The following is a 21,505-nucleotide window of genomic DNA, read 5'->3' as shown; positions in this document are numbered from 1 at the left end:
CTCTTAATCAGCGGGTTCGGGGTTCGAGTCCCTGATGGCGCACAGTAACCCCAGGTCAGAAGGCCTGGGGTCTTTTGCGTCCAAGATCACGGCCAACCGAAACCCAACCCGTTGGCCGTTGACTACTTACCCGAACTGGCGTGAGGTAGGTGCTGCGCGGCGGCCATACCGCCTTCCTCGGGCGGCTACAAGCCGACACCAACCCCTACACGGGCATCACCCCTGAGTGGGTACGTTGACCGATCCCGACGCCCTTGTCAGAAGGGACGAGGAGGACCATCGTGCCCGACAACAAGTCACAACGTTGTGACCTGGGAAAATTCCTACGTAGCCGTCGTGAGCGGATCGATCCGTCTACCGTAGGTCTGCCAACCGATCGACGGCGCCGCAAGCCTGGACTCCGCCGCGAGGAGGTCGCCGTTCTGGCCGGCTTGAGCACAAGCTGGTACGCGTACCTTGAGCAAGGCCGAGACATCAATCCATCGCCCGAGGTGCTTGACAGCCTCGCCCGCGTGCTGCAACTCAGCGAGGACGAACGCGGCTACCTCCACCTGCTTGCCTATGGTCGGCGACCGCTGACGGCGCCGGCCTCGCAACCCCATGACTACGATCTGCTCTGGGAGATTGTCCGGGCCTTCCGCTCTCCTTACCCGGTTTACGCCAGGAACATGCAGCTGGACGTGTTGGCGTGGAACGATGCGACCGAGGAATGGTATACCGACTTCGGCAAGTTTCCCCGCCAGCACCGCAACGTTGCCTGGTGGATGCTCGTGGAACCCGAAGCGCGCGAGCGTTTCGTGAACTGGGAGGAAAATGCCTGGTACATCGTGGGGCGACTCCGTGCCGCGTCGGCGACGATGCTGGGCGACAGACGGCTGACCTGCCTGATCACGGAATTGTCCAATGTCAGTCCCGAGTTCGGGGCGTGGTGGCCCGACTATCCCGTCTGCAGTCAGCGCCCCAACACCTGGTCGCTCCGCCATCCCACGCTGGGCGTGCAGGCAATGCAGGTGGTAGTCGTTCGGCCCGTGTGGGCGGATAATTTCGCAGTCGTTTTGCATTTGCCCGTCAGTGACGTCGTGGACGATTAGGTTGACCGGGGTCAACGGGTGAAGGCCCCAAAGTACACGCCGGAGCCGCTGGCGGTACTCACCGACGAACGGTTCGTCGCCTGCGTGGGCGGGGATGCTCCGGGTGTTCAGCCGGGAACAGCTCAAGGTCTCCAACGAGTCGATCGACCCCAGATGGCTGAGTGAGTGGTCCCGGAACGGGGCGCGAGAAACATCGGAACCGGAACGTTCGTGGATCACGCGGGTCCGACACTTTCTCGGACGGATTTCGCCGGCGAGCTCTGGCCGCTCATGGACCTCGTCAAGGGTTGGTGGGATCAGCGATGGTGCGTCGGCAGGCACGGTCTTCCAGACATGGGGCATCGGAGAACTCCATGATCTCGGAATTCCGCGCCTGTCGCTGCCGTCGCGCGCGCTCGCGTTGACCTGGGCGGAGCCCCGCCTCGCGTCGATCCCCATCGCTCGCGCTTGGGGCGCGTTCTTGGGTGTTGGGGTGTGACCGAAAAACTGACAGACCCGAGTAGCACGTCAGGGCTTGATCAGGCAGGTTCCGAAGCCCCGCTGAAGAGCGGTTTGGTGATGACGGCTGGTTCTGATGCGGGATTCGTGCGCGGCGGCAGTATGAGCACGAGCTGTGGGACCGTCAGTTCGTGCTCGGCATTCGTGCTCACGGTGCCGGTCGTACCAGCGGGCGAATGTTGCGTGTGGACGAACGTGTGCTCGGGCACGCGATACGAGTGATCTCGCGGTCACCATCGCGACCGGCGCGCTGCCGCGGCATGTTGCTACCCACAACCCCTGGGAACCACTGAAAGAAGCACCGCGCGGCGTGGTGCCGCCGAGATGCTGTCGGAGGAGCCCTGCAGGGCGCCGCGCACGTGCGCCGCCGCGGCGGCGACCAGCCCATTGGTTGTGCGCGCCGACTTTGCGTCGGTGGCGTCGATCATGGCGACGCGGCGACGTGTGTGTTCGGTCTGTGCGGCCAATTTCCGGGCCGGAGACCGCTTGATCAACGTTGATGTCCTAGTGGTCACGATGGCCGGGCGATCTGCGGTTGAGGCCGATTGAGGGAGGAGAGGTCGGTGCGGTGCTCGGTGACGGGACCGGCGCATCGGTGTGGGTATGTCGGCGGCTCATGGTGGTAGTGGCGGTGTCAGCATCCACGCTGTGGTTTTCCCGATGGTTACTTCCGCGAGGACATCGGGAATGCTGCATAAACGGTGTCTTCCGCGGACGCGTCCGCCACAAGATATTTGTGGTGTGGCGAAAAGCCGCATATCAGGTTCTTCGCCAACCGGTGGAGACGAGAAAGAAAGAGCAAGCCATGTATGAAAAGGACAACCCGGCGGAGTCACTCGAGCCGCTGCAGTCCCTCACCGACGACGAACTGGGCGCCATCCGCGGCGGGGCTGCTGCTGGGCTGGGCGCGGCTGACATGGGCGGGGCCGCAGATTCTGGGTCCGAGGCGGGTCAAACATCTAATTCTGGGTCTGACTCGGGTGCAGCTGTTGTGTACAGAGGGGGCTCCGAAGTGGCGCAGGGGATGGGCGCGTCTTCGACCTGACACGAGGTCGAGGCGTCTGCATGGCGCTGGCGGGTGGCCGGTCCGCATATTGATCTTGAAGCAGCGCCGCCGCGGATTTTGCACAAACCATTCATGATCAACTAGTGGCCGCACCCACGTTCACCGGCCCCACCAGCCAAGATCACGAAGTCCGGCTGGAGTAGGACGGTGTCGTCGGCTCGATGACGTGGACCGCGGCGCATGCGAGGAAGCCGTGCCCTGGCGTGCGTCGCGGTCCGGTGACTTACACCCCCGGTTAGTGTTGTCCGGAGCGTGGTCCTCACTTGGCCGCGTACGAGATCAGGTAAAGAGCAGGCTCGGCGCATCCCTGGCGGTCTCGAGGGCCTGCGCTGCGTCGGCGAACAGCCCGGTGCACACTACTTCCTCCAACTTGACCGTCGTCCGTGGTGATTGGGCAGGGCAATGTCATGTTCGCCGTGTGTAGTCGATTATCGCTCCAGGTAGCGCGCAGTGGTAGTGCTCGATTCCGGTCCCGGCAGATCCATTCGGTGGTTTCCTTGATTGCGTTGAAGCCGTTCAGTCGTAGAAGCCCGGCGGCGGCGTTTCTCAGTGTCGCCATGACTTGCCACCCGCTTCCTGAGTAGGCTTGGTGTGCGTCTTCATGTCAGGTGGTGTCGCGCACGTAGTGGCTTTTGTTGTCGATTCCCCAATGTTCTCGGACATGGTGATGTAGATCGGGGCCGCTTCCAGATGATTGTCTCCGCCGCCGGCGACTGTCCATGCGTGCTCTTTGGTGATCCTGGCCCCGGCGAGTGTGAAGACCTCACGGCGAATACACGCGACTTGCCGCACGTGCGGGAAGTCGATACCGGTCGCGTCGGTGACCCACGTCGACCACTGGCTCACCTGCCCACGCCCTTTCCCACACGGCCCGACCTTTCTCGCATCAGCGGAAGACATTTCCCGAACACTGATTTCAGTAATGTTGGCTGGTTTTCCCTTGACCGTCATCACGTAGTCGAAGCCGCGCCCGGCGACAACATGATCGGCCGTGTCGCGCTGAGTGTGCGCGGCGTCCATCGTCACCACGACACGTTCCTCGTCCGCCGCAGGAACTCCTGCCAGCAAGGTCTCGACCTGTGTGATCTCGTTCGTGCCGTCCGGAATCCGCACCTGCGCGACCGTGACCCCCACGCCGTGGATCATCGCCGAGAACAACGTAAAAGTATCGTTGTCACCGGTCCGGGCGCCACGCAGCACCTTGCCATCAATCGCGAGCACCAGCATGTCATCGGAATCCGGGCGCGCTCGCTCACGTGGCCACATGCCGATCAGGCGGTCCAGCCCACCAGCGTCGATATCCTCCAGCGCGCGTCGGATCGTGGGCTCGCTCGGCCACCCGAACACGCCCCGGAAATAGCACCACTTCCCGCCCGGTTTGGCCAGCAACGACTGTGGAAAATCCGCAACCTGATCGGCAACCTGACGAAAATTCGACGCACCAGCCAGCACCGCCACCAACGACACCGACAAAATGAACACCAACTCATACACCCGCCCCCGCGCACTCCGCCGATTCTTCACACGCCCCAAACATCCAACAAACTCGAAATACCGCACTCCTCCGCGCCATCAGCCGCATTCGACAACGACGAGAAACCATGACACACTGACACCGGATGACCTTCTGCGTGGGAGAATGTTGACGTAGCAATCTCCATATTCCCAAACGAAAGATCATCCCCGTACCGGACCCCGTCCCAGCCACTCAGGGCGATCACGCTACGTCATGATCAACTACATGAAGTCAACATGACGTGGCCCTGGGTGATCGGGTAGCGGGTCGCGCTGCGCCTGGCTATCGCAGGCAATGGCTCACAGCTTTATTTGAGGAATCGCAACATTCGTGCGACGGGAAAGGATTCGCGGTGGCGGGCAGTGGGGATAAACCGGCGCCGGATGCCGACGGCTCGTCGGTTTTCGAGCCGTTGAATCGCGGGCTGTTCCGACAGTCGGCGCTCGCGCACTACGAGCGGTGGGGTGGCGATCCGGCCGGTGCCGAACGCCGGCCCGACGGCGGGTCGGCAAAGCGATGGTGGCGGGTTGCCGTCACGGCGAGCCTGACGTACCTGGTGGTGCTCGGTCTGTTTTCCGTGCTGGTCCAGGTGCCGGTGTTCGTGAGCGTGCCGGTGCTGTTGGTGGGGGCGGACGGGGTGCGGTCGAGCCGGGTGGTGGCCGTTTTCCCGGAGAGCGCGGCGGGGTTGGTGCGGCGGGGGACAACGGTGCAGGTGCCCGCCGCGGACGGCATGGGCACGGTCGGGGTTGCGGTGTCCGGTGACGGGTCGGTGCTGACCGTGTCGCAAGTGGTGGCCGTGTTCCCGGCGCTGGCCGGGGCGGGGGGCCTGCCGGCGCGGGGTGTGCTCGCGCAGGGCACCGGCCCTTCGGCGCCGGGCGGTCGTGCCTTCGGTGCGAATGGCGGGTCCGTGGTGGTGACCGCCAGGGGCCGCGTGGCCGATCGGCCACTGATTTGGCTTGTCTCCTCGACCGGGCTGTCGGCGGGCTCGTAGCCGTCGGGCGGGCGGGCGTGGCGTGGCGTGGACGGCGCCTACCGTCACAGGTGAGAAAACGATGATTGGGGAAGGTGTGAAAGGGAGTGGGCGGCACCGGGCGGTACGGATCCGGCCCCGGCGGCAGGTTCCGGTGCTGATCTCGGACACGATGACCGAGTGCGGCGCGGCCTGCCTAGCCATGGTGCTGGGCTATTTCGGTCGCCTGGCCGCGGTCGAGGAATGCGCGAAACGGTGTTTCGTCGGCCGGGACGGGGCGAGTGCGCTGGCGGTCGCGACCGCCGCCCGCGGCTATGGCCTGCAGGTCAAGCCGTACCAGGTGGAGCGGCTCGACGACCTTGCCCGGATCGACCGGCCGGCGATCCTGTACTGGGGGTTCAACCATTTCGTCGTGCTGGAACGGTTCCGCGGCGAGGACGCGGTGATCGTGGACCCGGCGCGCGGCCGGGTCGTCGTCGACCGGCAGGAACTGGACGAGAACTTCACCGGCGTAGCCCTGGCCATGGCCCCGGGGCCGGGGTTCCGGCCCGGCGGGACCCACCCGGCGAGCCCCGGTTGGGTCATGGCCAAGCGGGTGCTGCGCGCTCGCGGCGTCGGCCCCGTGATCACCAAGGTTGCCCTGGCGTCGCTGCTGCTGATCGGCCTCGGGGTGATCGGGCCGGTGGTGACCACGATCGTTGTCGACCAGGTCATCCCGGCCGGGCAGCGCGCCACCCTGCAGGTGATCGCGGCCGGCGTGGGGCTGGTTGTCCTCTGCCGCTCGCTGGTGAGCCTGGTTCGTGGCCTGCTGCTGGTCAACCTGCAGAACCAGGTCGACCGCACCCTGTCCACCTCGTTTTTCGAACATCTGCTCCTACTGCCCTACAGCTTCTTCCAGAGCCACTCCGTCGGTGATCTGCTGGGCCGGATGGCGGCGAACAGCCAGGCGCGGCTGGTGCTCACGCAGAGCACGTTGAGCGGTGTGCTCGACGGTATCCTGGTCGTCGCCTACGCCGCGGGGCTGTTCGCCGTGTCCCCGACGTTCGGGCTGGTCGCGGCCGGGTTCGGGGTGGTGCAGATCCTGCTCGTCGCCATCCCCGCCCGCCGGATCACCCTGCTGGCCGTTGCCGAGCTCACCGAGGCCGGCAAGACCACCGGCTTCGCGGCCGAAGCACTCCGCGGCATCGACTCGGTCAAGGCCGCCGGAAGCGAAGCCTGGGCGTTCAGCCGCTGGCATACCCTGTACGAACGCCAGCTCACCGCCGGTACACGACGGGCGCGGCTGAGTGCCGTGGTCTCGGTCGCCATGACCGCAGCGGCTGACGCATCCACCCTGATTCTGCCTCTGCTCGCCGGCTGGCAGGTCCTCTCCGGCGCCTACTCCGTCGGCGCCATGTTCGGTCTCATCGCGCTCGCCGCGAACTTCTCCCAGCCACTGACCCGGCTCGCGGTCACCGTCCAACAGCTTCAGGGCGTGCAGGGCCAACTGCGCCGGCTGGCCACCGTCCTGGCCACTACTACCGAACAGGGTCCGGGCACGTGCCGCCCGGCCCCAACCCTGACCGGCCATATCGACCTGCACGACGTCGGCCTGCGCCACCCCGGCGCCGGCTCGTGGGCGGTCCGCCATATCGCTCTCACCATTCCCGCCGGAGCCCAGATCGCCTTCGTCGGTCCTTCCGGCAGCGGCAAATCCACTTTGGTCAAAATGATCCTCGGCTTCTACCCGCCCACCGAAGGCCGGGTCCTTCTCGACGGACACGACCTGCGCGAGTTGGACCTGCGAACTGTCCGCCGCCAGTGCGGCGTCGTCACCCAGGAGGTCGCCGTCTTCAACGGCACTATCCGCCAGAACATCGCTTTCGGCAATCCCGACCTGCCATTCTCCGAGGTCCGACGCGCCGCGCAACTCGCTGACCTCGAACGCGATATCGCCACAATGCCCATGGGCTACGAGACCATCATCTCCGAAAACGGCTCGGCGCTCTCCGGCGGCCAGCGCCAGCGCCTCGCCCTCGCCCGGGCCCTCTCCCACCGGCCCGCCATTCTCATTCTCGACGAAGCCACCAGCGCCCTGGACACCCTCGCCGAAACCACCATCGGCAACAACCTCGCGCACGCGGGCATCACCACCATCACCGTCGCGCACCGGCTGTCCACCATCCGCCGGGCCGACACCATCGTTGTTTTGCACAACGGCGGTATCGCCGAAATCGGGAACCACGACACGCTTGTCGCCTACGGTGGCCTCTATGCCGCCATGGCCACTGGCGCCGAAACCACCGTGTAAGTCCCCGGATGAAAGCTGATATCCGAGTTGGCTCAACGGCACTTGCTATTCGAGCCAGATGTGCAGGGCCCACCACCAGCGGAGGGTCTCCAGCATGGTGGGCGTGACGTTCAGCGGCACGCCGATGATCTCCGCGAGCCTGCCGAGGCGGTACCGCACCGTGTTGGGGCGGACGTGCAGGGCGGTCGCGGTGTGGTCGAGGCGCCGGCCGTGGTCCAAATAGGTCAGGGCGGTACGGGACAGTTGCCGGTGGAAGTCGTCGTCGTCGAGGCTGCGCAGAAGGGTTTCGTGAGCAAGGCGGCCAGGGTGGGTTGCGCCGCCACTGCTGTCTCGCCGGCCAGGTCCGTGACGTGGCGCAGGCCCAGTCGGTCGGCGGCAGGTAGTGCGGTGGTGCACGGCAGGTACCGCTCGCGGATCTCCGCCAGCGTCGCGGCCGGGGCGGCCACGACCAGTGCGTCGACCTCGAGGGTGGTGGGCAGCCGAAGTGCGTGCGTCATCTCCGAAGGCGGTGCGGACCAGATCACCTCGATCAGCTTCGCGACCGGAAACAAGATCGCGTCCGTTCCGGTCGGCGACCACCCGCGGCGTGTGCGCCTCGGGTACGTGCCGGCCGTCTGGACCGGCCCGTCGGCGAGTTGACCGCCTCCGCGACGCCGGATCCGGCATCGCCCGCTCGCGGCTCAAAGGATCCCAGGCCAACAGGGCGGCGACCAGTAGGCCCAGAACACTTCCATTTCTTTTTCCCTTTCTCCCGGTAACTCGGCATAGCGGAAACGGCCGGCCTGGTTCGGCCGGCCGTTTCGCGGGTCAGCCGGCGAACACGCTCAGCCAGCCGAGGATCAGCCCGAACACGAAATGAGTCTGCATGGTCGTGTCACCTCCTTTCGCTCAGCGGCGCGGACCACATGGGTCTGGTCCGCGGACGAGACCGTGGGGGTGGTGGCCGGAGCTTCGGAATCTCGCTGGGCCGCGGTGAAACCCGCGATCACGGCGAACGCGACCAGGCACAGAACCAATCTGGCAATTGTCGAGAAAGGGGCGATGACCATCATGTTTTCGGCCTTTTCCAAAGAGTGGGGAAGCGTGGTGGGGAGTCCGTTTCGCTAATTTGAGAATGGCTTCATGGCGTGGCTCGCGGTAGGTATTTCCTGTTGCCTGCCCGGGGCGGAAACGGCCAAGGCGCGGTGCGTTGCGCCGATGGGGTTGGTGCGCTTGCGTCGCGCGCGTTGGACCGTTCAGGCTGTATCTCCACACCGAGTGGAGGCATCTGGATGGGCGACGGGCACAACGAGCTCGCGGAGGAACTGAAGTCGCTGCGGAAGGGCCGCGGGGTGCGGGTGGACCGGATCGGCGAGCGGGTGGGGCCCGCGCTGCGCCGGGTGTGCGGTCTGGTTCGCGGCGATTCTCCGGCGGAGATCAGGGAAAAGATCTCCTCGACCTTGCTGGCGGCGATCGATTCGTTGCCCGAGGACCTGCGGAGCCCGTCGCTGGCCGCGTTCGCGCTTGACGAGGGTAACCAGCAGCCGTTCTATCGGGACCGGATCGACCAGGCCGCGGAAAGGCTGAAACGCAACCCGCGCACCATTCGCCGCTGGGTCGACGAGGGAATCAGGCACCTTGTCGAAATCATGGAGAGTCGTGCCTTGGCCGAGGAGGCCGTGGACGATTCGGGCCCCGGCTGGTACACCGCGAACCTGCGTACGCTGGTCAACCTCGCCCTGCCCGCCCCGGAGGCGTTCGAAACCCGGACCGTTGTCGCGGAGCGGGACGGTCTGCACGCGCTCGACCTGGCGCTCACGGTGACCGCGCCGCCCGGCGGCGACGCCCCCGAACTGGACATCGACGTGTTTTCCGGCGGAAGGCTGGCCGGCACCCGCCGGCAAGCCTCCGACCGGGTCGGGTTCGAACTGGCCCTGTCACGCCCCCTGACGCGGGGCGAGCGCCACGAGTTCACGTTGCGTTTCCGGATGCGCGAAGGCCGCGAAATGTCGCCGCACTACGTGTGCGTGCCCAAGTACCGATGCGACCACTACCTGCTGCGGATCAAGTTCGATCCCCGGCGCCCTCCGGCGGCGGTCTGGCGCCTCAACAGCGCGTTCCAGCGCGATCTCGACGATCCACTGGCGACCGGTGAACCCGCGGAGGTGGACGAGGCGTGCGAGGTGGGCGCCGAGTTCCGTCGGCTGGCGCGAGGGCTCGCCCACGGCTTCCGCTGGAGCGGCACCAGGCGATGACGTTCGGGGCCGGATCGGACACGTGCGAGGTGCCGATCACCGGCCACTCCGGCCGTGCGTCCTGCCGTAGCAGTTCCCCGGTCCAGGACGCACAGGCAGGCCGCGCCCACGGCGGGTTTCCCGTACGGGCCGACGGGGGAAACGGGAAAGAATTCAGAGACCGCTGGAATTTGAATGTTCCCCGACGGCCCTGATTGGACAAATAGCGGACAGATTCGGGACAGTTACGGAGAGGAAACGGGAAACGCCGGATTTACCGGCAAGTAGGACTTGTCAAGCCCCTGGTTGGTTGAGAAAAAATGCTCTCCATCGTTGAGGGGCCTGGAGCGCCCCTCGGTCCGGCGACCACATCCCCTCAGGAGAGGCACTTAAGGTGACGCAGGTCTTTCTGAACTACCGGACGGTCGACGAGCCGTACGGCGCGGTGATGCTGGATCAGTTGCTGTCCGACAGATTCGGTTCCGCTGCGGTTTTCTTCGCGTCGAAGTCCATACCGTTGGGTGCGGAGTGGGAGGCCGAGATGTTCAAGGCCGTCGGCGAGTCGGACGCGCTGCTCGTGATCATGGGACCCCAGTGGCTGACCGCCGCGGACGAGCACGGAAACCGGCGCATCGACGATCCCCGTGATTTCGTTCGCCGCGAAATACTGACGGCGTTCGACCTCGGCAAGCAGGTCATTCCCGTGCTGCTTGACGCCAGGCGGGTCAAGCCGGAGGAGCTGCCGGAGGAGTTGCGACGGCTGTGCGACCTGCAGGACATCAAGATCCATTTTCGGAGCGCCCGGCCCGATGTCGACCGGCTGGCCATGAGGTTGCGCCAGCTGATCCCTGGGTTGCGCGCCGCGGAGAAGCCCAACGAGACCGCGCCGGCCGCGAAGTTCGTCGCGAAGGTCGAAAGCGGAGTGCTCAACCAGGCCGAAACCATGCACTTCGACGGCGACTTCTATGCCGGCCCCAAGGTCGGCTGAATCTCCGGAAACCTGATCGCGGAGTCCACAATTGACTGACGACAACGCCACTGACGCGCAGGAGAAGGCGCCGCAGCCGGATTCTCGGCCACCCAAGGAGCAGCCGTCCGCCGGGGAACCCGGGCACCCCGATCCCGCCACCCGCGAGCAAGCCTTGACCAGCTTGGTCTCCGACGCTTCGGAGCTGTCCAGTGTCCGGTTCGGAAAGATCATCTCCGAGGGGATCAGCCGGCTGGCGGGCGTGAGCACGGTCAACGTGTTCCAGGGCGACTTCACGGTCGGCGGTGATTTCGTCTCGGGCGCGCCCACGAGCCGGCGGTCCTCGGCCGGCCGTCCCACCAGGGTGCGGCTGGAGCCCAAGGAACTGGTCGAGCGGACGGAGTACTTCGTCCCGCCACCCGGATTCGAGCAGAGTGTGGAGATGTTGACCGACAACAATCTCCTGATCCTTTCCGGACCGGCGGGAACCGGCCGGTACACCCGTGCGGTCGCCACGCTGTACGAAGCCATGCGGCGAACCGGGCGTGATCCCGAGGTGGTGAAGCTCACCGGTTCGGTGCTGGGCAACCTGACCTGGCGGGTGCCGCAGCGCGGGTGCGGGCTGCTCGTCGTGGACGAGCCCGGGAAGAACGGCAGCTGTGCGGCCGAGAAGATCACCGACGGGTGGCTGTCGCAGGCCGCGGATCGGCTGGCCGAAAACGAAAGCTTCCTCGTGGCCGTTACCGGTCCGGTCCGCGGCGCCCTGCTGACGGCCTCGCTGCGCGCGGAATTCGTGCTCGAGGACCCGGAGTTGCCCGATCCACTCGAGATCGTGCGGCGGCGCGTCAGCGGCGAGGTTCCGTGGGTGGCCTCGGATCTCGACCTCCGCCTGTCCGACGCCGGCCTCGAAGAGGTTTTGGCCGAACGGGACGATCCCGGGTTCGCGACCCGCGCCGCGGTCAACCTGGCCGAGGCCCTCAGATCGCCGGGGGAGACGGGTCTCACCGAGGTCGTGGCGAAGCTGAGCAATCCCGAAGATCAGGTCCGGGCGTGGCTGGAGAACGATCCCGACCCGGCCGAGATCGCGTTCGTGCTGGCCACCGCGGTCCTGGAAGGGGCGAGCTATCTCTACGTCGCCGACGCGGCGGTCGCGCTGTACCGCCAGCTGAGCACCGGCACCGCGAGCCTGACCCCGCGCTATCTGCGCTGGCTCATGGCGGAATATCGGTGGATCGAGCTGGTGGACCCGCAGGAGGACCAAGGTGGGCCGCCCGCGCTGCGGTTCAAGCAGGCGCACGTGCGTGCGGTTGTGCTCGCGATGACCTGGTTCGAGCTCGACGGCGCGCGCACGAAGATTCTCTCCTGGCTGAAGGGGCTGGCCGAGCACAGCGACGTCGAGGTGCGAGCCCGTGCCGCGCAGGCGGCCGGCATCTTGGCCGACAACGACTTCGAACATGGCGTCCACCAGTACCTGTTGCCTTGGGCGACCGCACGGTCGAAGCCTCTGCGGCAGAGCGCCGCGCTGGGGCTGAACGTGGCGGGCGCACTGGGTGGGCACGCCGAGTCCGCGTGGTCCTATGTGGAGCAATGGGCGGATTTGGTACGTTCCGGCAATATGCGGAACCTGCCGGCCACCGCCGGGCTGGCGGTGGGTGGACCGCTGGGCACGCGAGATCCCGGCCGGGCGCTGCGCGTGCTGCGAACTCTTGTCTACGACGGAAACTGGGCGTTGCTCGAGCCGATCGCGATGAGCACGCAGACCTTGCTGGAGGCGGGCCGCGCCGCGGAAGTTCTCGATGCCCTTCTCGAGTGGACAGAGCCGGTGTCCACCGAGGAGGCCACGGTGAAGGCGCTTACCATGTTCGCCTTCGCCGTTTCACCTGAGGAATCTTCGGACGATCATCCGCTGCTGATGGACACGGCCCGTCAGCACCGTAGCGCCCTGCCCGAGCTCTGGGGGCGTGCGCTGGCGAACGAGTCGGCCCGCCCGCTGGCTCTGGATGCCCTCCGGTCGTGGGTGCGGATCGCCGACCGTGACCCGGCGATGCGAGCGACCGTGCTGGACGTCATCGGGGGTATCGCCGATCGGAGCATCACCGATTTCGACCGGCTGCTGCACGCGCTGCGGGGATGGGCTCGTGACCCGAACGACCCGTCGGACGCCGCCGTGGACTTCTACGACCAACTTGTCGAAGCGGGAGAAGAAGCGTGACGCACCAAACCTACAACCCCATTCTGGAACAAGCCGAGCTGCGCCGGATCCGGATCGGTTCGCGATTGCGGACGCCCGCGATCGGCACCGCGCTGGTGCTCGAGCGGTCCGCGGGAGAGCCACTCGTCGTCTGGCCCGGGGGCCGGGTACCCGACCCCCGGACCGGGAACTACCGCCGGATGTACCGCGTCGACATGGCCAACCGCGGTCTCGCGTTCACCGGCGACGCGCCCAGCTCCGACGCGGTTTTTCCGTTCACCGTGACAGTCCGGCTGACGTGTCGCGTCGTCGACCCGGTGCGGATCGTGCGTGACGCGGTGTGGGACATGACAGCGGCGCTCAGCCCGTCGATAGGGAGCATCGTGCGCGAAGTCGCGTCTGGGTTCGACGCGATGCATCCCACGGCCGCCGAGACCGCGATCACCGCGAGACTCAGCTCCGCCTATTCGCCTCGCATGGTTCAACTGAGCGGGTTCTCGGTGTCGGTGAGCGCGGCGGACATCGCTGAGATCGTCACCACGCGGCGGGAGATCAGGGTGCAGGAGATGCGCCGTGACGCCATGCGTCCGGTGGCCGGCGGCGGAAGGCAGGAAATGCTCGCCCACCTCATGTCGATCGACGGCGGCAACCCGATGTCGCTGCTTGACCGGGAGCGTGACGACCGGGAGGCCGAGATCCGGGAGAAGCTGGACGCTTTGCGGATCCTCATGGGCGAGACCACGGAGGACTTCGATGCCGCGGAGGTCCGGAAGCAGGTCCTCAGCGAGTTCTTTCCCGGGGAGGGCCTGTCGATCCCGGGGAAACAGGGCGGCATCCGCGATCGCCTCGAAAAACGGTCCGGGCGCGGCCGGGTGATCGAGGGCAAGGCGCCGTCCGAGCCGGAAAGGAAAGGCGAGGCTGCTCCGCCGGCGGGCGACGAGGATTCCGGGAGCGAGAGCTGACGTGACCACACCGGAATTACCGAGTCTTCCCGAAGGCGTCGAGGCGGAGCGCGGCGTCGTCGCGGCGCCGCTCGACCGGGCGACGATCTGGCTCACGCCGCCACCACCACCCCCGCCACCGGCGCCTCCAGTGCCCGCGGTGCGTCCGCCGGTCGGGGAGCCTCCGTCGCGTCCGGCGCACCGGCCGATGACACCCAGGGCGCGCCGACGGCTGGTGAAGCTGGGCGTGCGTGCCGTGGCGGCGATTTTCGTGTTCACCTTGCTGAGCAAGCTTGTCGGCCAGCTGTCCAGCGTCGGGGATTCGAAGCCGGACCCCTCGTCGGTGCCGAGCCCGACCGCCTGCCCGGCCGAAGTCGCTCGATGGCTGCCGGGCAGTGGCGACGACGCGGTCCTGGTCGCTCAGTACCGCACCGACCGGCACCTGGTGACTCTGTGCCGGGACCGCACCGGTCAGCTCCACTACGACGGCCAGGTGAGCGGCGCCGAGGTGAACTCCGAGAATCACATCTCGCTCGACGCGGTCCAAACCGCGAACGGCTTCACCGCACGCAACAAGACCTACCTGTACGAGATCAACGGTCTGGAACTCACGTTGAAGAACAACGGCAAACTGATCAGCCAATGGCGGCTGACCCGTGTCCGGCCCTGAGAGTCGCAGGACGCCAAGGAGACGTTCTACCCCTACTGGCTGGAAACCATGAAGTACGGCGCCCGAGCCCTCGGCTGGGCGGTGCCCACGCGCGCGGAATACGACGAGTACGTCCGTGGCGCCCAGCCGATCTTCGCCGGCAGCCCGAACGAAATCGCCGACCGGCTCATTTCCGTCGGCAAGCCCGTCGGCGCCGACCGGTACGCGATGCGGATGGACTGGGCCGGCGCGCCGCATTCCCGGGTGATGACCGCGATCGAACTCCTGGGCGCCGAAGTCCTGCCTGCCTAAGGTGCGCAAGGAACTGGACGATTCAGCCGCCTGACGCACGCGTGTCCCACGTTCCCGTCGTGTGAGTTCCCCATCCGCCGTCAAGCACCGATGCGGTCGGCGTTCGACTTCGCGATGAGGAACCACAGCAGGCTCCCGAGGAAGGCGCGACACACACGAAGACGGACCACACCAGCTTCGTGCCACCGGTCAACGCCGACCGCATGCTCCCGCCGGTGGGCGCGCAAATCAGACGTCCGCGCGGAACTGTCTCCGACCTCGCATCAAGTGGGACGAGCATTCAGACCGATCCGGCCTCCGATGCCGGCCGAGACCCGGTACCCGCGTTCCTTCGGCAGCAACGCGAGGGCTTCCGATGCCCGGCCATCCTTCACCATCGCGTGCACCGAATGCGCCAGTTCGGTCCGGTCCGAGATCGACACGATCCACTCTGCGACGTACTTGCGGGCCGCGACCCCGCCCAGTCCGATCTGGATGGCTCGCTGGTGAAGCGGGGACAACTGGAGGTCCTTGTCGGGATCCCATTGGATCCGGACCGGACTTTCGGCGAGCTGCCTCCGCCATTCTTCGGGGCTTTCGTGGTGCCCGGGATCGAACGCGGACAGGCAGGAGTTCCGCAGTGCCCAGTCGAACCCGGAGCGCTTGACGCGGATCGCGAGCACCCGTTCCTGGCCGGGCTTGGTCGCCCAGCCCGACCGGTACATCATCCAGAGGAACGACGGTTTGATCCACGTCATTCTGTCCACTTTGAACGGAGGCACGAGGGTGCCGGTGGTCAGTGCGGCGGTCGCGATTTCCGGCGAATAGGCCTGGTAAACCGTGACCGTTGCGTCGTCGTACAACGCGCGAATCACTCTTGTCATGTCGGGTTGATGCTACGCGAAGCCATGCCGGTGGGACGACACGAAAACGCGGCGGGCGCCTGGCACTGGACCTGCTCGCCGCGCCCACGTACTGGCGGCTGGTCGTTCGGCAGGAGCCCGCCGAACCCGGTTTACCTCGACGACCTGGCCGAACTCGCGGGCCCTTCAGGTGAGTTCAGTGGACCGCGGCTCTGCCCCGCATGGTGAAACCCAGCAGCGCCCCGAGAACGAAACCGATCACATGCGCCGCGTAGGCGACCGACCCGGCCTGCGCGGTCCCGTATCCGGTGGCGTACAGGGCTTGCAGGAGGAACCACATCCCGAGCATGAGCCATGCGGGCACGCGCAGCGGCAGGAAGAACAGGACAGGGATCAAGCCCCACACCCTCGCGCGCGGGTAGATCACCAGGTACGCGCCGAGCACCCCGGCGATGGCGCCGGACGCCCCGATCAACGGGACTGCCGAATTCGAGCTCGTCAGGGCATAGCCGTAGGCCGCCGTGTAACCGCACGCGAGGTAGAACAGCAGGAAGCGGATCCGGCCGAGGCGGTCCTCGATGTTGTTGCCGAAGATCGCCAGGAACAGCATGTTGCCGAGCAGATGGCTCCAGCTGTTGTGCAGGAACATCGAGGTCAGCACCGACAGTGGCGGCGACTTCTGGTAGCCCGGCGTACCGAGCAGGCAACCGGCACCCTGCTGGGTCACCACCCCCTGCCCGGTGGGTACCAGCGCCGGGGCCTGGTCGTGCAGCAGTTCGACGGGCACGGCGCCCCAGCGCTCGATGAACGCCTGAAGCTGGCAGAGCTGGCCCAGGGTCGTCTGGCCGATCAGCGAATGCGCGGCTGCGGGCATTCGCAGGAACACGACCACGTTCGTCACGATCAGCGCGTACGTGACCCACGGGGTGCGGCGCAGCGGGTTCACGTCGTGGACGGGAATCACGTCTCAGTTTAGAGCGAGTCACGCGGAGCGTGTCCGTCGAGGTGGTGGGCGCTTCTACGGTCCCGCAACGGGAAAGTGCCCGGCCGGGCACGGCTCCCGGCCTCAGGTCGCGATGTGGTCGAGCCGCTCCGCGGCGGGCCGGATGGTCCATGGATCCCCTTCGGGCGGATTCGGCTCCTTGGGCAGCGCGTCCCTCGCCCGCGTGTTACCGGCTTCGGCGGCGTGCAGGATGTCCTTCGCCGCCCACTGCTGGAAGTTCAGTTCCGGCTAGGTCCACGCCGACGCGCCCAGCGTCGCCGGGATCAGGAAGTCCACCGCGCCGAACAGGCTGCCGCCGTCCGGTGACCGGTAGGATCACAGGTCCCCGCCGATGTTCTTGCCGATCTGCGTCAGCCGGGTCAGGGCGATCAACGGGTCAGCGCGATCAAATTGAAGGTCGCGTAGTGCCAGCTTCGGGTGCGGGGCAACTCGAGTGGCTTGGGAGCCGTCCACCTTGATCCGCACCGCGATGTGCTTCGGACCCGCTTGCCGCACGATGTCCCTGGCCAGCCGGGTCCGTCCGGTGTGGACGGCCGGCGCGGCGCTCAGCATGTCGTAGTAGCTGCCGTGGTTGTTCGTCGACGCGCTCTCCCTCCGTTCCGACAGGACTGGTCCGCAGCCAGGTCAGGAAGTCGCCGAACCACTTGCCGATGCCGTCGTGATCGCTGTGGTGCCAGCCGGGCGCACCCGCGTCGAGGATGGCGGCCGCGTCGACCACGTCGGCCAGTGCCTCGGTGAACTCGATGACCCCGGATGTTCGGCCGTCCGCCTGGCAGGGAATGCCTGCGCGTAGTTGAGGTTCGGGTGCATCCTGGTTGCCGCGTCGAGGAACCACGTGCGCAGGTCGAGTTCCGCCCGCTCGGCGTACCCACCGATCGCCCGTGTGGTACCAGGCCAGCGACAGCCGGTGAATCGCCGCGAACGCGTCGTTGCGCGCTTCGTGGTCGGGGATCGAGTCGACGAGCGGGTTCCGCTGGCCGTCCCGCTGCACGGACGGGCAGCCTCACGGGTTGTCCGGGCTCACCGGCTGGCTGGCCCACCAGTAGGGGGCCAGGCTCAGGTAGTCATGCTTGTCGCCGCTGGGCGGAAGCCGGCACTGGCTGCCAGTCCGTTCGAGATGACCAACGCGGCGATACCCGCGACGACGGTAAGCCTCTTCGACATGCGCGCTCCGTGATCCTCATCGGTCCGCGGTCCGCGTGAACATATGACCTATAGTGCGCTACCTGTCGAGTGTGAAACGCAATTTCGCCCGCCCCGGTCAGCAGCGCGCGAGCACGGCGGGCGGCGGTACCGGGAGCCGGCCGTGCGCCGCGGTGACCGTGCCGCCGCCGACCGCGATGGGGGAGACGGCCCAGATTGGCCGAACACATCGGATGAACAGCTCGGCACTGCTCCGACGAATGGCTGGCGGTGTCGGGTGTGTCTGGGAAGTCTGGGAAGTCTGGGAAGTCACTGCCCCCAGTGCGAGGGCCGGTGCAGTGAGGTCGGCATCCTCGTGGCGTCGTCGCCCTTGGCCGCCGCGAGCTGAGGCTGGGTCAAAAAGAGACTCGTGGCCAGATTGGTGCCGCGCAGGTCCGCACCCCGCAGATCGGCCCCGATCAGATCGGCCAGCCCCAGGTCGGCCCCGCGCAGGTCGGCGCCCATCAGAAACGCCCCGCGCAAATTGGCCCGCCGAAGATCCGTCCCCCGGAGTTTCTTTCCCGCCAGGTCGGCGCGCTGGAGTTCACGCCCTTTCCCCCGCGCGGCCCGGCTGACCCGGCCCAGCAATTCGCTGACTTCTCCCCAAACCACTCCCACATCCATCCCGGCAAGCACCTCGGCGGCCGACCCGGCGAGCTGCTCCACCTTTTCGTGAACGCCGGCGACCTCGGCACGAAACCTGACCGCCGCCGCGATCCGCCTGGCTTCCTCGAGGTACCACAGCAGCTCATGCAACTGCCGGACCACTGGAAACACCCGGAACATCACCGAGGCCACGTCCGGCGAGGACCGCCAGTCCACCCCACCGAAAACATCCTGCGAAACCCGCTGCCCCGCCCCGAAACAATCATAAACAGTACACCCGACAAACCCCCGAGGCCGCAGCTCACGATGAACCGAACACCGAAAATCCTGGGCCAAATTGAGACACGCGGTCCCCGCCGGCTTATCCACGGGAAAATCCGCCGACCTCGAAAACCCCAACACCACACAACACAACCCAAAACACCGAGAACAGTCCCCCCGCAACCCACTCACAACGCCACCCCGATCACACAAGCCACCAACCTGATGCTGTCCAGCCCCCACTCTAACCCGCATCGGTCAGTCCTCACCCCAAACCGGCGCCGCTCAGCCCCATGCCAAACCGATTTTGGCCAGTCCCATGCCAAATCGGCGCTGGTCAGCCCCCATCGTGCCCGCGCCCGCAAGGCGATGGAGCTCGCACCGTGGGGGGCGCGGGGGCTCGGCCCCCAACATTATGACGAACCCAGGGAAGGTGGCACACCGAACAGGCAGGCCCAGTGGGGTGAGTGACGGGACTCGAACCCGCGACATCCTGGACCACAACCAGGTGCTCTACCAGCTGAGCTACACCCACCGTGCGACGTCTCTCGACCTCGGCCCGCATATCGTAGCGTGCCGTCCCGGCGGCTTGGAAACGGGTTATGCGCTGTGCCGTTGTCGCACTTCGAGAGCGGCGGCGCGGGCTTCCTCGCTGGTCGGTCCGGGCATGGGCACGAAGGCGGTCCGACGGTAGTAGTCGAGTTCGCCGATGGACTCCTTGATGTCGGCGAGCGCGCGGTGGGTGAGGCCCTTCTCGGGCTTGGCGTAGTAGATGCGGGGGTACCAGCGGCGGACGAGTTCCTTGATGGAGGACACGTCGACCATACGGTAGTGCAGGTGGGCGTCGAGGGTGGGCATGTCGCGGGCGATGAAGCCGCGGTCGGTGGCGATCGAGTTGCCGGCGAGGGGGGCGCCGCCCGGGTCGGGCACGTGTTCGCGGATGTAGTCGAGGACCTTGCGCTCGGCTTCCGCGAGGGTGATGGTGGATCGGCGGACCTCTTCGGTGAGTCCGGACCGGGTGTGCATCTCGCGGACGACGTCGGGCATACCGGCCAGTACGTCGTCGCCGGCGTGGATGACGAGGTCGAGGCCGTTGCCGAGCACGTTGAGGTCGGCGTCGGTCACCAGCGCGGCGATTTCGATCAGGGCGTCCTTGGCGAGGTCGAGCCCCGTCATCTCACAGTCGATCCAGACAAGACGATCGGTCACCGGACGACCCTAACGCCTGGCGCCGCGACCAGGGGCGAAGGTCCGACCTTCGGGGCCGGGTGGAACGGGCCGCCCCCGTCGCGGCCCGTTCCACCCGGCCGTTCCCGCACTGTCAGCCGGTGATCTGGTCGACGATCGTCTTGGCGTCGTTGACCGGGATGGCGAAGCCGATGCCGACGGATCCGCCGGATGGGCTGTACATCGCCGAGTTGATCCCGATCACCTGGCCGGACAGGTCGACCAGAGCGCCGCCCGAGTTGCCCTGGTTGATGGCGGTATCGGTCTGGATGGCGGTGTAGCTGGGCGAGGACCCGGTCCGGTGACTTGTCTGGCCGAAGGGTGCGGGCTGCCCGCCCGAGATGTCGGACAGTTTCCGGTTGAGCGCGCTCACGATCCCGGAGGTCACGGTGTTCTGCAGGCCGGCGGGCGAGCCGATGGCGACGACCTGCTGGCCCACCTTGAGCCGGCTGGAGTCGCCGAGCGTCGCGGCGGTGAGCCCGCTGGCGTTCTGTGCCTGTATGACGGCGATGTCGGCGGTCGAGTCGGCGCCGAGCACGTCGGCCTGGTACTTCGTGCCATCCGAGAGGGCGACCGTCACCGCGGTGGCGCCCTCGACGACGTGGGCGTTGGTGAGGATCTTGCCGTCGGAGGTCAGGATGACGCCGGAGCCGATGGCCGCGCCCTGGCGGGTGGTGACGTTCACCTGAACGACGCTGGGCAGCACCTTCGCCGCGACCGCGCTGACGTCGGTGCTCGTGTTGCCGGCGACGGTGGCCGTGGTGGGGGAGGCCGTGGTGCCGGTGGGTGAACCGCTGTCCAGGGTCGCGATCGTGGCCCCGCTCGCGCCCCCGACCAGCGCGGCGACGATGGCGGTGACGGTCACCAGCCGGGCGCCGGGGCGGCCCTTCGGGGGCGCCGACGCTGGGGCGAGCACCGGCGGGGCGTAGTACGGATAGCTCCGTGGCTGGTACCCGGTGGGCCGGACGTCGTTCTCGCTCATAGGCCCAGGATCTTGGGCGTAGCTGGGAAAATCCTGTGGCAGAACCCAGAAATTTCCTGAGAAGAATTCCCTGAGGAAACGCGCCGGAGTGTGTGTTGGCAGATCGCACGCGTTTCTCCAGCGTCACTCGCGATCTGTTGTCCGGCGACTTCCGCGCTTGTTCCGTCGCGCTCACGGTGTGCCCATTCAGGGTCGGTCTGACGGATAACACGCTCGGGCGGAGTAACTACTGCCGATCCGTGCTGGCACTCTCCAGTTCCTCCCGGAGGGTGCGCTGGACATGGGCCATCGCGTCCAGAACGGCGGGGCAGGCGAAGCGCGTGCCCAACTCGTCGGGCGAGACGTCCTCGACCCACTCGTGCAACCACCACAGGTGCCCTTGCGGGTCGCGGACGCGGGCGCGCGCTCGCCGAATGCGAGCAGTGTCGGGTGGGTAACCACATGCGCTCCGGCCGCAAGAGCATGCTCAACGGTCGTGGCCACGTCGGCGACATAGACCCGCAGGTGAGCGGGGGTGGGTGGCCAGCCCGGCTTGGCATCGAACAGCATGAGGACACTGTCGCCAAGTTCGACCCTCACGTCGGGCGGGGGATGGGGTGGCCCGCGCTCGACCCGGGCGGGGGCGGGAGACCCAGGGAGCGCGGACCGGTCAGGGAAGGGTCATGGCGGTCACGGGCGCGCAGCCGGTGACGATGGAA

20 protein-coding genes, 1 tRNA gene and 1 pseudogene are annotated in these 21,505 nt (G+C 66.9%); 9 read left to right on the top strand and 13 right to left on the bottom strand.

All coding sequences use genetic code 11. From position 1 onward, the window contains the following. The first annotated feature begins 281 nt into the window (after positions 1–281). The gene (locus VJT49_RS28220; protein ID WP_324167977.1) at positions 282–1,091 is read left to right on the top strand and encodes a helix-turn-helix transcriptional regulator; all 810 of its coding nucleotides are present in this window, start codon (positions 282–284) and stop codon (positions 1,089–1,091) included. A 2,110-nt stretch (positions 1,092–3,201) separates the two neighbouring features. Here the strand turns inward: VJT49_RS28220 and VJT49_RS28215 are convergent. Beyond that, positions 3,202–4,179 carry an ISAs1 family transposase gene (locus VJT49_RS28215; protein ID WP_324167976.1) on the bottom strand — a complete coding sequence of 326 codons (978 nt, stop codon included), beginning with the start codon at positions 4,177–4,179 and terminating at the stop codon, positions 3,202–3,204. Between the two features lie 344 nt (positions 4,180–4,523). Between VJT49_RS28215 and VJT49_RS28210 the strand changes: the two genes are divergently transcribed. Both VJT49_RS28210 and VJT49_RS28205 read left to right on the top strand, forming a co-directional pair. Continuing rightward, entirely contained in the window at positions 4,524–5,162 is a 639-nt protein-coding gene (locus VJT49_RS28210; RefSeq protein WP_324167974.1) for a hypothetical protein, read from the top strand. Positions 5,163–5,223: 61 nt separating this feature from the next. Continuing rightward, the gene (locus VJT49_RS28205; RefSeq protein ID WP_324167973.1) at positions 5,224–7,431 is read left to right on the top strand and encodes a peptidase domain-containing ABC transporter; all 2,208 of its coding nucleotides are present in this window, start codon (positions 5,224–5,226) and stop codon (positions 7,429–7,431) included. A 45-nt stretch (positions 7,432–7,476) separates the two neighbouring features. Here VJT49_RS28205 and VJT49_RS28200 read toward each other — a convergent pair whose 3' ends face one another. Both VJT49_RS28200 and VJT49_RS28195 read right to left on the bottom strand, forming a co-directional pair. After that, the gene (locus VJT49_RS28200; protein ID WP_324167972.1) at positions 7,477–7,650 is read right to left on the bottom strand and encodes a helix-turn-helix domain-containing protein; all 174 of its coding nucleotides are present in this window, start codon (positions 7,648–7,650) and stop codon (positions 7,477–7,479) included. A gap of 5 nt (positions 7,651–7,655) precedes the next feature. Then, entirely contained in the window at positions 7,656–7,982 is a 327-nt protein-coding gene (locus tag VJT49_RS28195; protein WP_324167971.1) for a hypothetical protein, read from the bottom strand. Positions 7,983–8,702: 720 nt separating this feature from the next. Between VJT49_RS28195 and VJT49_RS28190 the strand changes: the two genes are divergently transcribed. The 6 genes and pseudogenes from VJT49_RS28190 to VJT49_RS28165 all read left to right on the top strand — a co-directional run. Beyond that, a complete protein-coding gene (locus VJT49_RS28190) occupies positions 8,703–9,665 on the top strand; it encodes a hypothetical protein (RefSeq protein WP_324167970.1) in 963 nt (320 codons plus the stop codon). A gap of 373 nt (positions 9,666–10,038) precedes the next feature. Further along, complete coding sequence (locus VJT49_RS28185) at positions 10,039–10,632, top strand: toll/interleukin-1 receptor domain-containing protein (RefSeq protein WP_324167969.1); 594 nt, start codon at positions 10,039–10,041, stop codon at positions 10,630–10,632. Between the two features lie 31 nt (positions 10,633–10,663). Continuing rightward, on the top strand, positions 10,664–12,823 hold the full coding sequence (locus VJT49_RS28180) for a hypothetical protein (protein ID WP_324167968.1): 2,160 nt from the start codon (positions 10,664–10,666) through the stop codon (positions 12,821–12,823). Continuing rightward, positions 12,820–13,764, top strand: coding sequence for a hypothetical protein (locus tag VJT49_RS28175; RefSeq protein WP_324167967.1), 945 nt, complete (start codon positions 12,820–12,822; stop codon positions 13,762–13,764). The genes VJT49_RS28180 and VJT49_RS28175 overlap by 4 nt, the downstream gene beginning before the upstream one ends. Before the next feature lies 1 nt (position 13,765). After that, positions 13,766–14,413: a hypothetical protein gene (locus VJT49_RS28170; protein ID WP_324167966.1), complete on the top strand. Its 648-nt coding sequence runs from the start codon at positions 13,766–13,768 to the stop codon at positions 14,411–14,413. Next, positions 14,414–14,704 (top strand): annotated as a pseudogene (locus VJT49_RS28165) (LLM class flavin-dependent oxidoreductase); the annotation flags it as partial. 263 nt (positions 14,705–14,967) lie between these two features. Here VJT49_RS28165 and VJT49_RS28160 read toward each other — a convergent pair. The 10 genes from VJT49_RS28160 to VJT49_RS28120 all read right to left on the bottom strand — a co-directional run bounded on the left by VJT49_RS28160 (position 14,968) and on the right by VJT49_RS28120 (position 21,171). After that, complete coding sequence (locus VJT49_RS28160) at positions 14,968–15,567, bottom strand: DUF4291 domain-containing protein (RefSeq protein ID WP_324167964.1); 600 nt, start codon at positions 15,565–15,567, stop codon at positions 14,968–14,970. 175 nt (positions 15,568–15,742) lie between these two features. Next, complete coding sequence (locus tag VJT49_RS28155) at positions 15,743–16,510, bottom strand: rhomboid family intramembrane serine protease (protein ID WP_324167963.1); 768 nt, start codon at positions 16,508–16,510, stop codon at positions 15,743–15,745. A gap of 354 nt (positions 16,511–16,864) precedes the next feature. Further along, positions 16,865–17,101 carry a hypothetical protein gene (locus VJT49_RS28150; protein ID WP_324167962.1) on the bottom strand — a complete coding sequence of 79 codons (237 nt, stop codon included), beginning with the start codon at positions 17,099–17,101 and terminating at the stop codon, positions 16,865–16,867. 72 nt (positions 17,102–17,173) lie between these two features. Then, positions 17,174–17,392 carry an alginate lyase family protein gene (locus VJT49_RS28145; protein ID WP_324167978.1) on the bottom strand — a complete coding sequence of 73 codons (219 nt, stop codon included), beginning with the start codon at positions 17,390–17,392 and terminating at the stop codon, positions 17,174–17,176. Between the two features lie 418 nt (positions 17,393–17,810). Further along, entirely contained in the window at positions 17,811–18,005 is a 195-nt protein-coding gene (gene larC, locus VJT49_RS35490; RefSeq protein WP_414636105.1) for a nickel insertion protein, read from the bottom strand. Then, entirely contained in the window at positions 18,002–18,553 is a 552-nt protein-coding gene (locus VJT49_RS28140) for a pentapeptide repeat-containing protein (RefSeq protein ID WP_324167961.1), read from the bottom strand. Before VJT49_RS28140 ends, larC begins: the two co-directional genes overlap by 4 nt. A gap of 504 nt (positions 18,554–19,057) precedes the next feature. After that, positions 19,058–19,133 (bottom strand) — tRNA-His (locus VJT49_RS28135). A gap of 65 nt (positions 19,134–19,198) precedes the next feature. Continuing rightward, complete coding sequence (orn, locus tag VJT49_RS28130) at positions 19,199–19,807, bottom strand: oligoribonuclease (protein WP_324167960.1); 609 nt, start codon at positions 19,805–19,807, stop codon at positions 19,199–19,201. A gap of 112 nt (positions 19,808–19,919) precedes the next feature. Then, positions 19,920–20,807 (bottom strand): S1C family serine protease, encoded by an 888-nt coding sequence (locus VJT49_RS28125; protein WP_324167959.1) that lies wholly within the window; start codon positions 20,805–20,807, stop codon positions 19,920–19,922. Positions 20,808–21,033: 226 nt separating this feature from the next. After that, complete coding sequence (locus VJT49_RS28120; protein ID WP_324167958.1) at positions 21,034–21,171, bottom strand: hypothetical protein; 138 nt, start codon at positions 21,169–21,171, stop codon at positions 21,034–21,036. Positions 21,172–21,505: the final 334 nt, after the last annotated feature.

Source organism: Amycolatopsis sp., assembly GCF_035276945.1.
In the GTDB taxonomy this organism is placed as follows: domain Bacteria; phylum Actinomycetota; class Actinomycetes; order Mycobacteriales; family Pseudonocardiaceae; genus Amycolatopsis_E.
The sequence above is the reverse complement of the archived record's forward strand: the minus strand, read 5'-3'. Positions and strand labels throughout refer to the sequence as shown.

Excerpts from the sequence above, each read along its gene's own strand:
- VJT49_RS28205 (WP_324167973.1), top strand. The coding sequence starts at position 5,224 with ATGATTGGGGAAGGTGTGAAAGGGAGTGGGCGGCACCGGGCGGTACGG.
- VJT49_RS28190 (WP_324167970.1), top strand. The coding sequence starts at position 8,703 with ATGGGCGACGGGCACAACGAGCTCGCGGAGGAACTGAAGTCGCTGCGG.
- VJT49_RS28160 (WP_324167964.1), bottom strand. The coding sequence starts at position 15,567 with ATGACAAGAGTGATTCGCGCGTTGTACGACGACGCAACGGTCACGGTT.
- VJT49_RS28150 (WP_324167962.1), bottom strand. The coding sequence starts at position 17,101 with ATGCTGAGCGCCGCGCCGGCCGTCCACACCGGACGGACCCGGCTGGCC.
- VJT49_RS28125 (WP_324167959.1), bottom strand. The coding sequence starts at position 20,807 with ATGAGCGAGAACGACGTCCGGCCCACCGGGTACCAGCCACGGAGCTAT.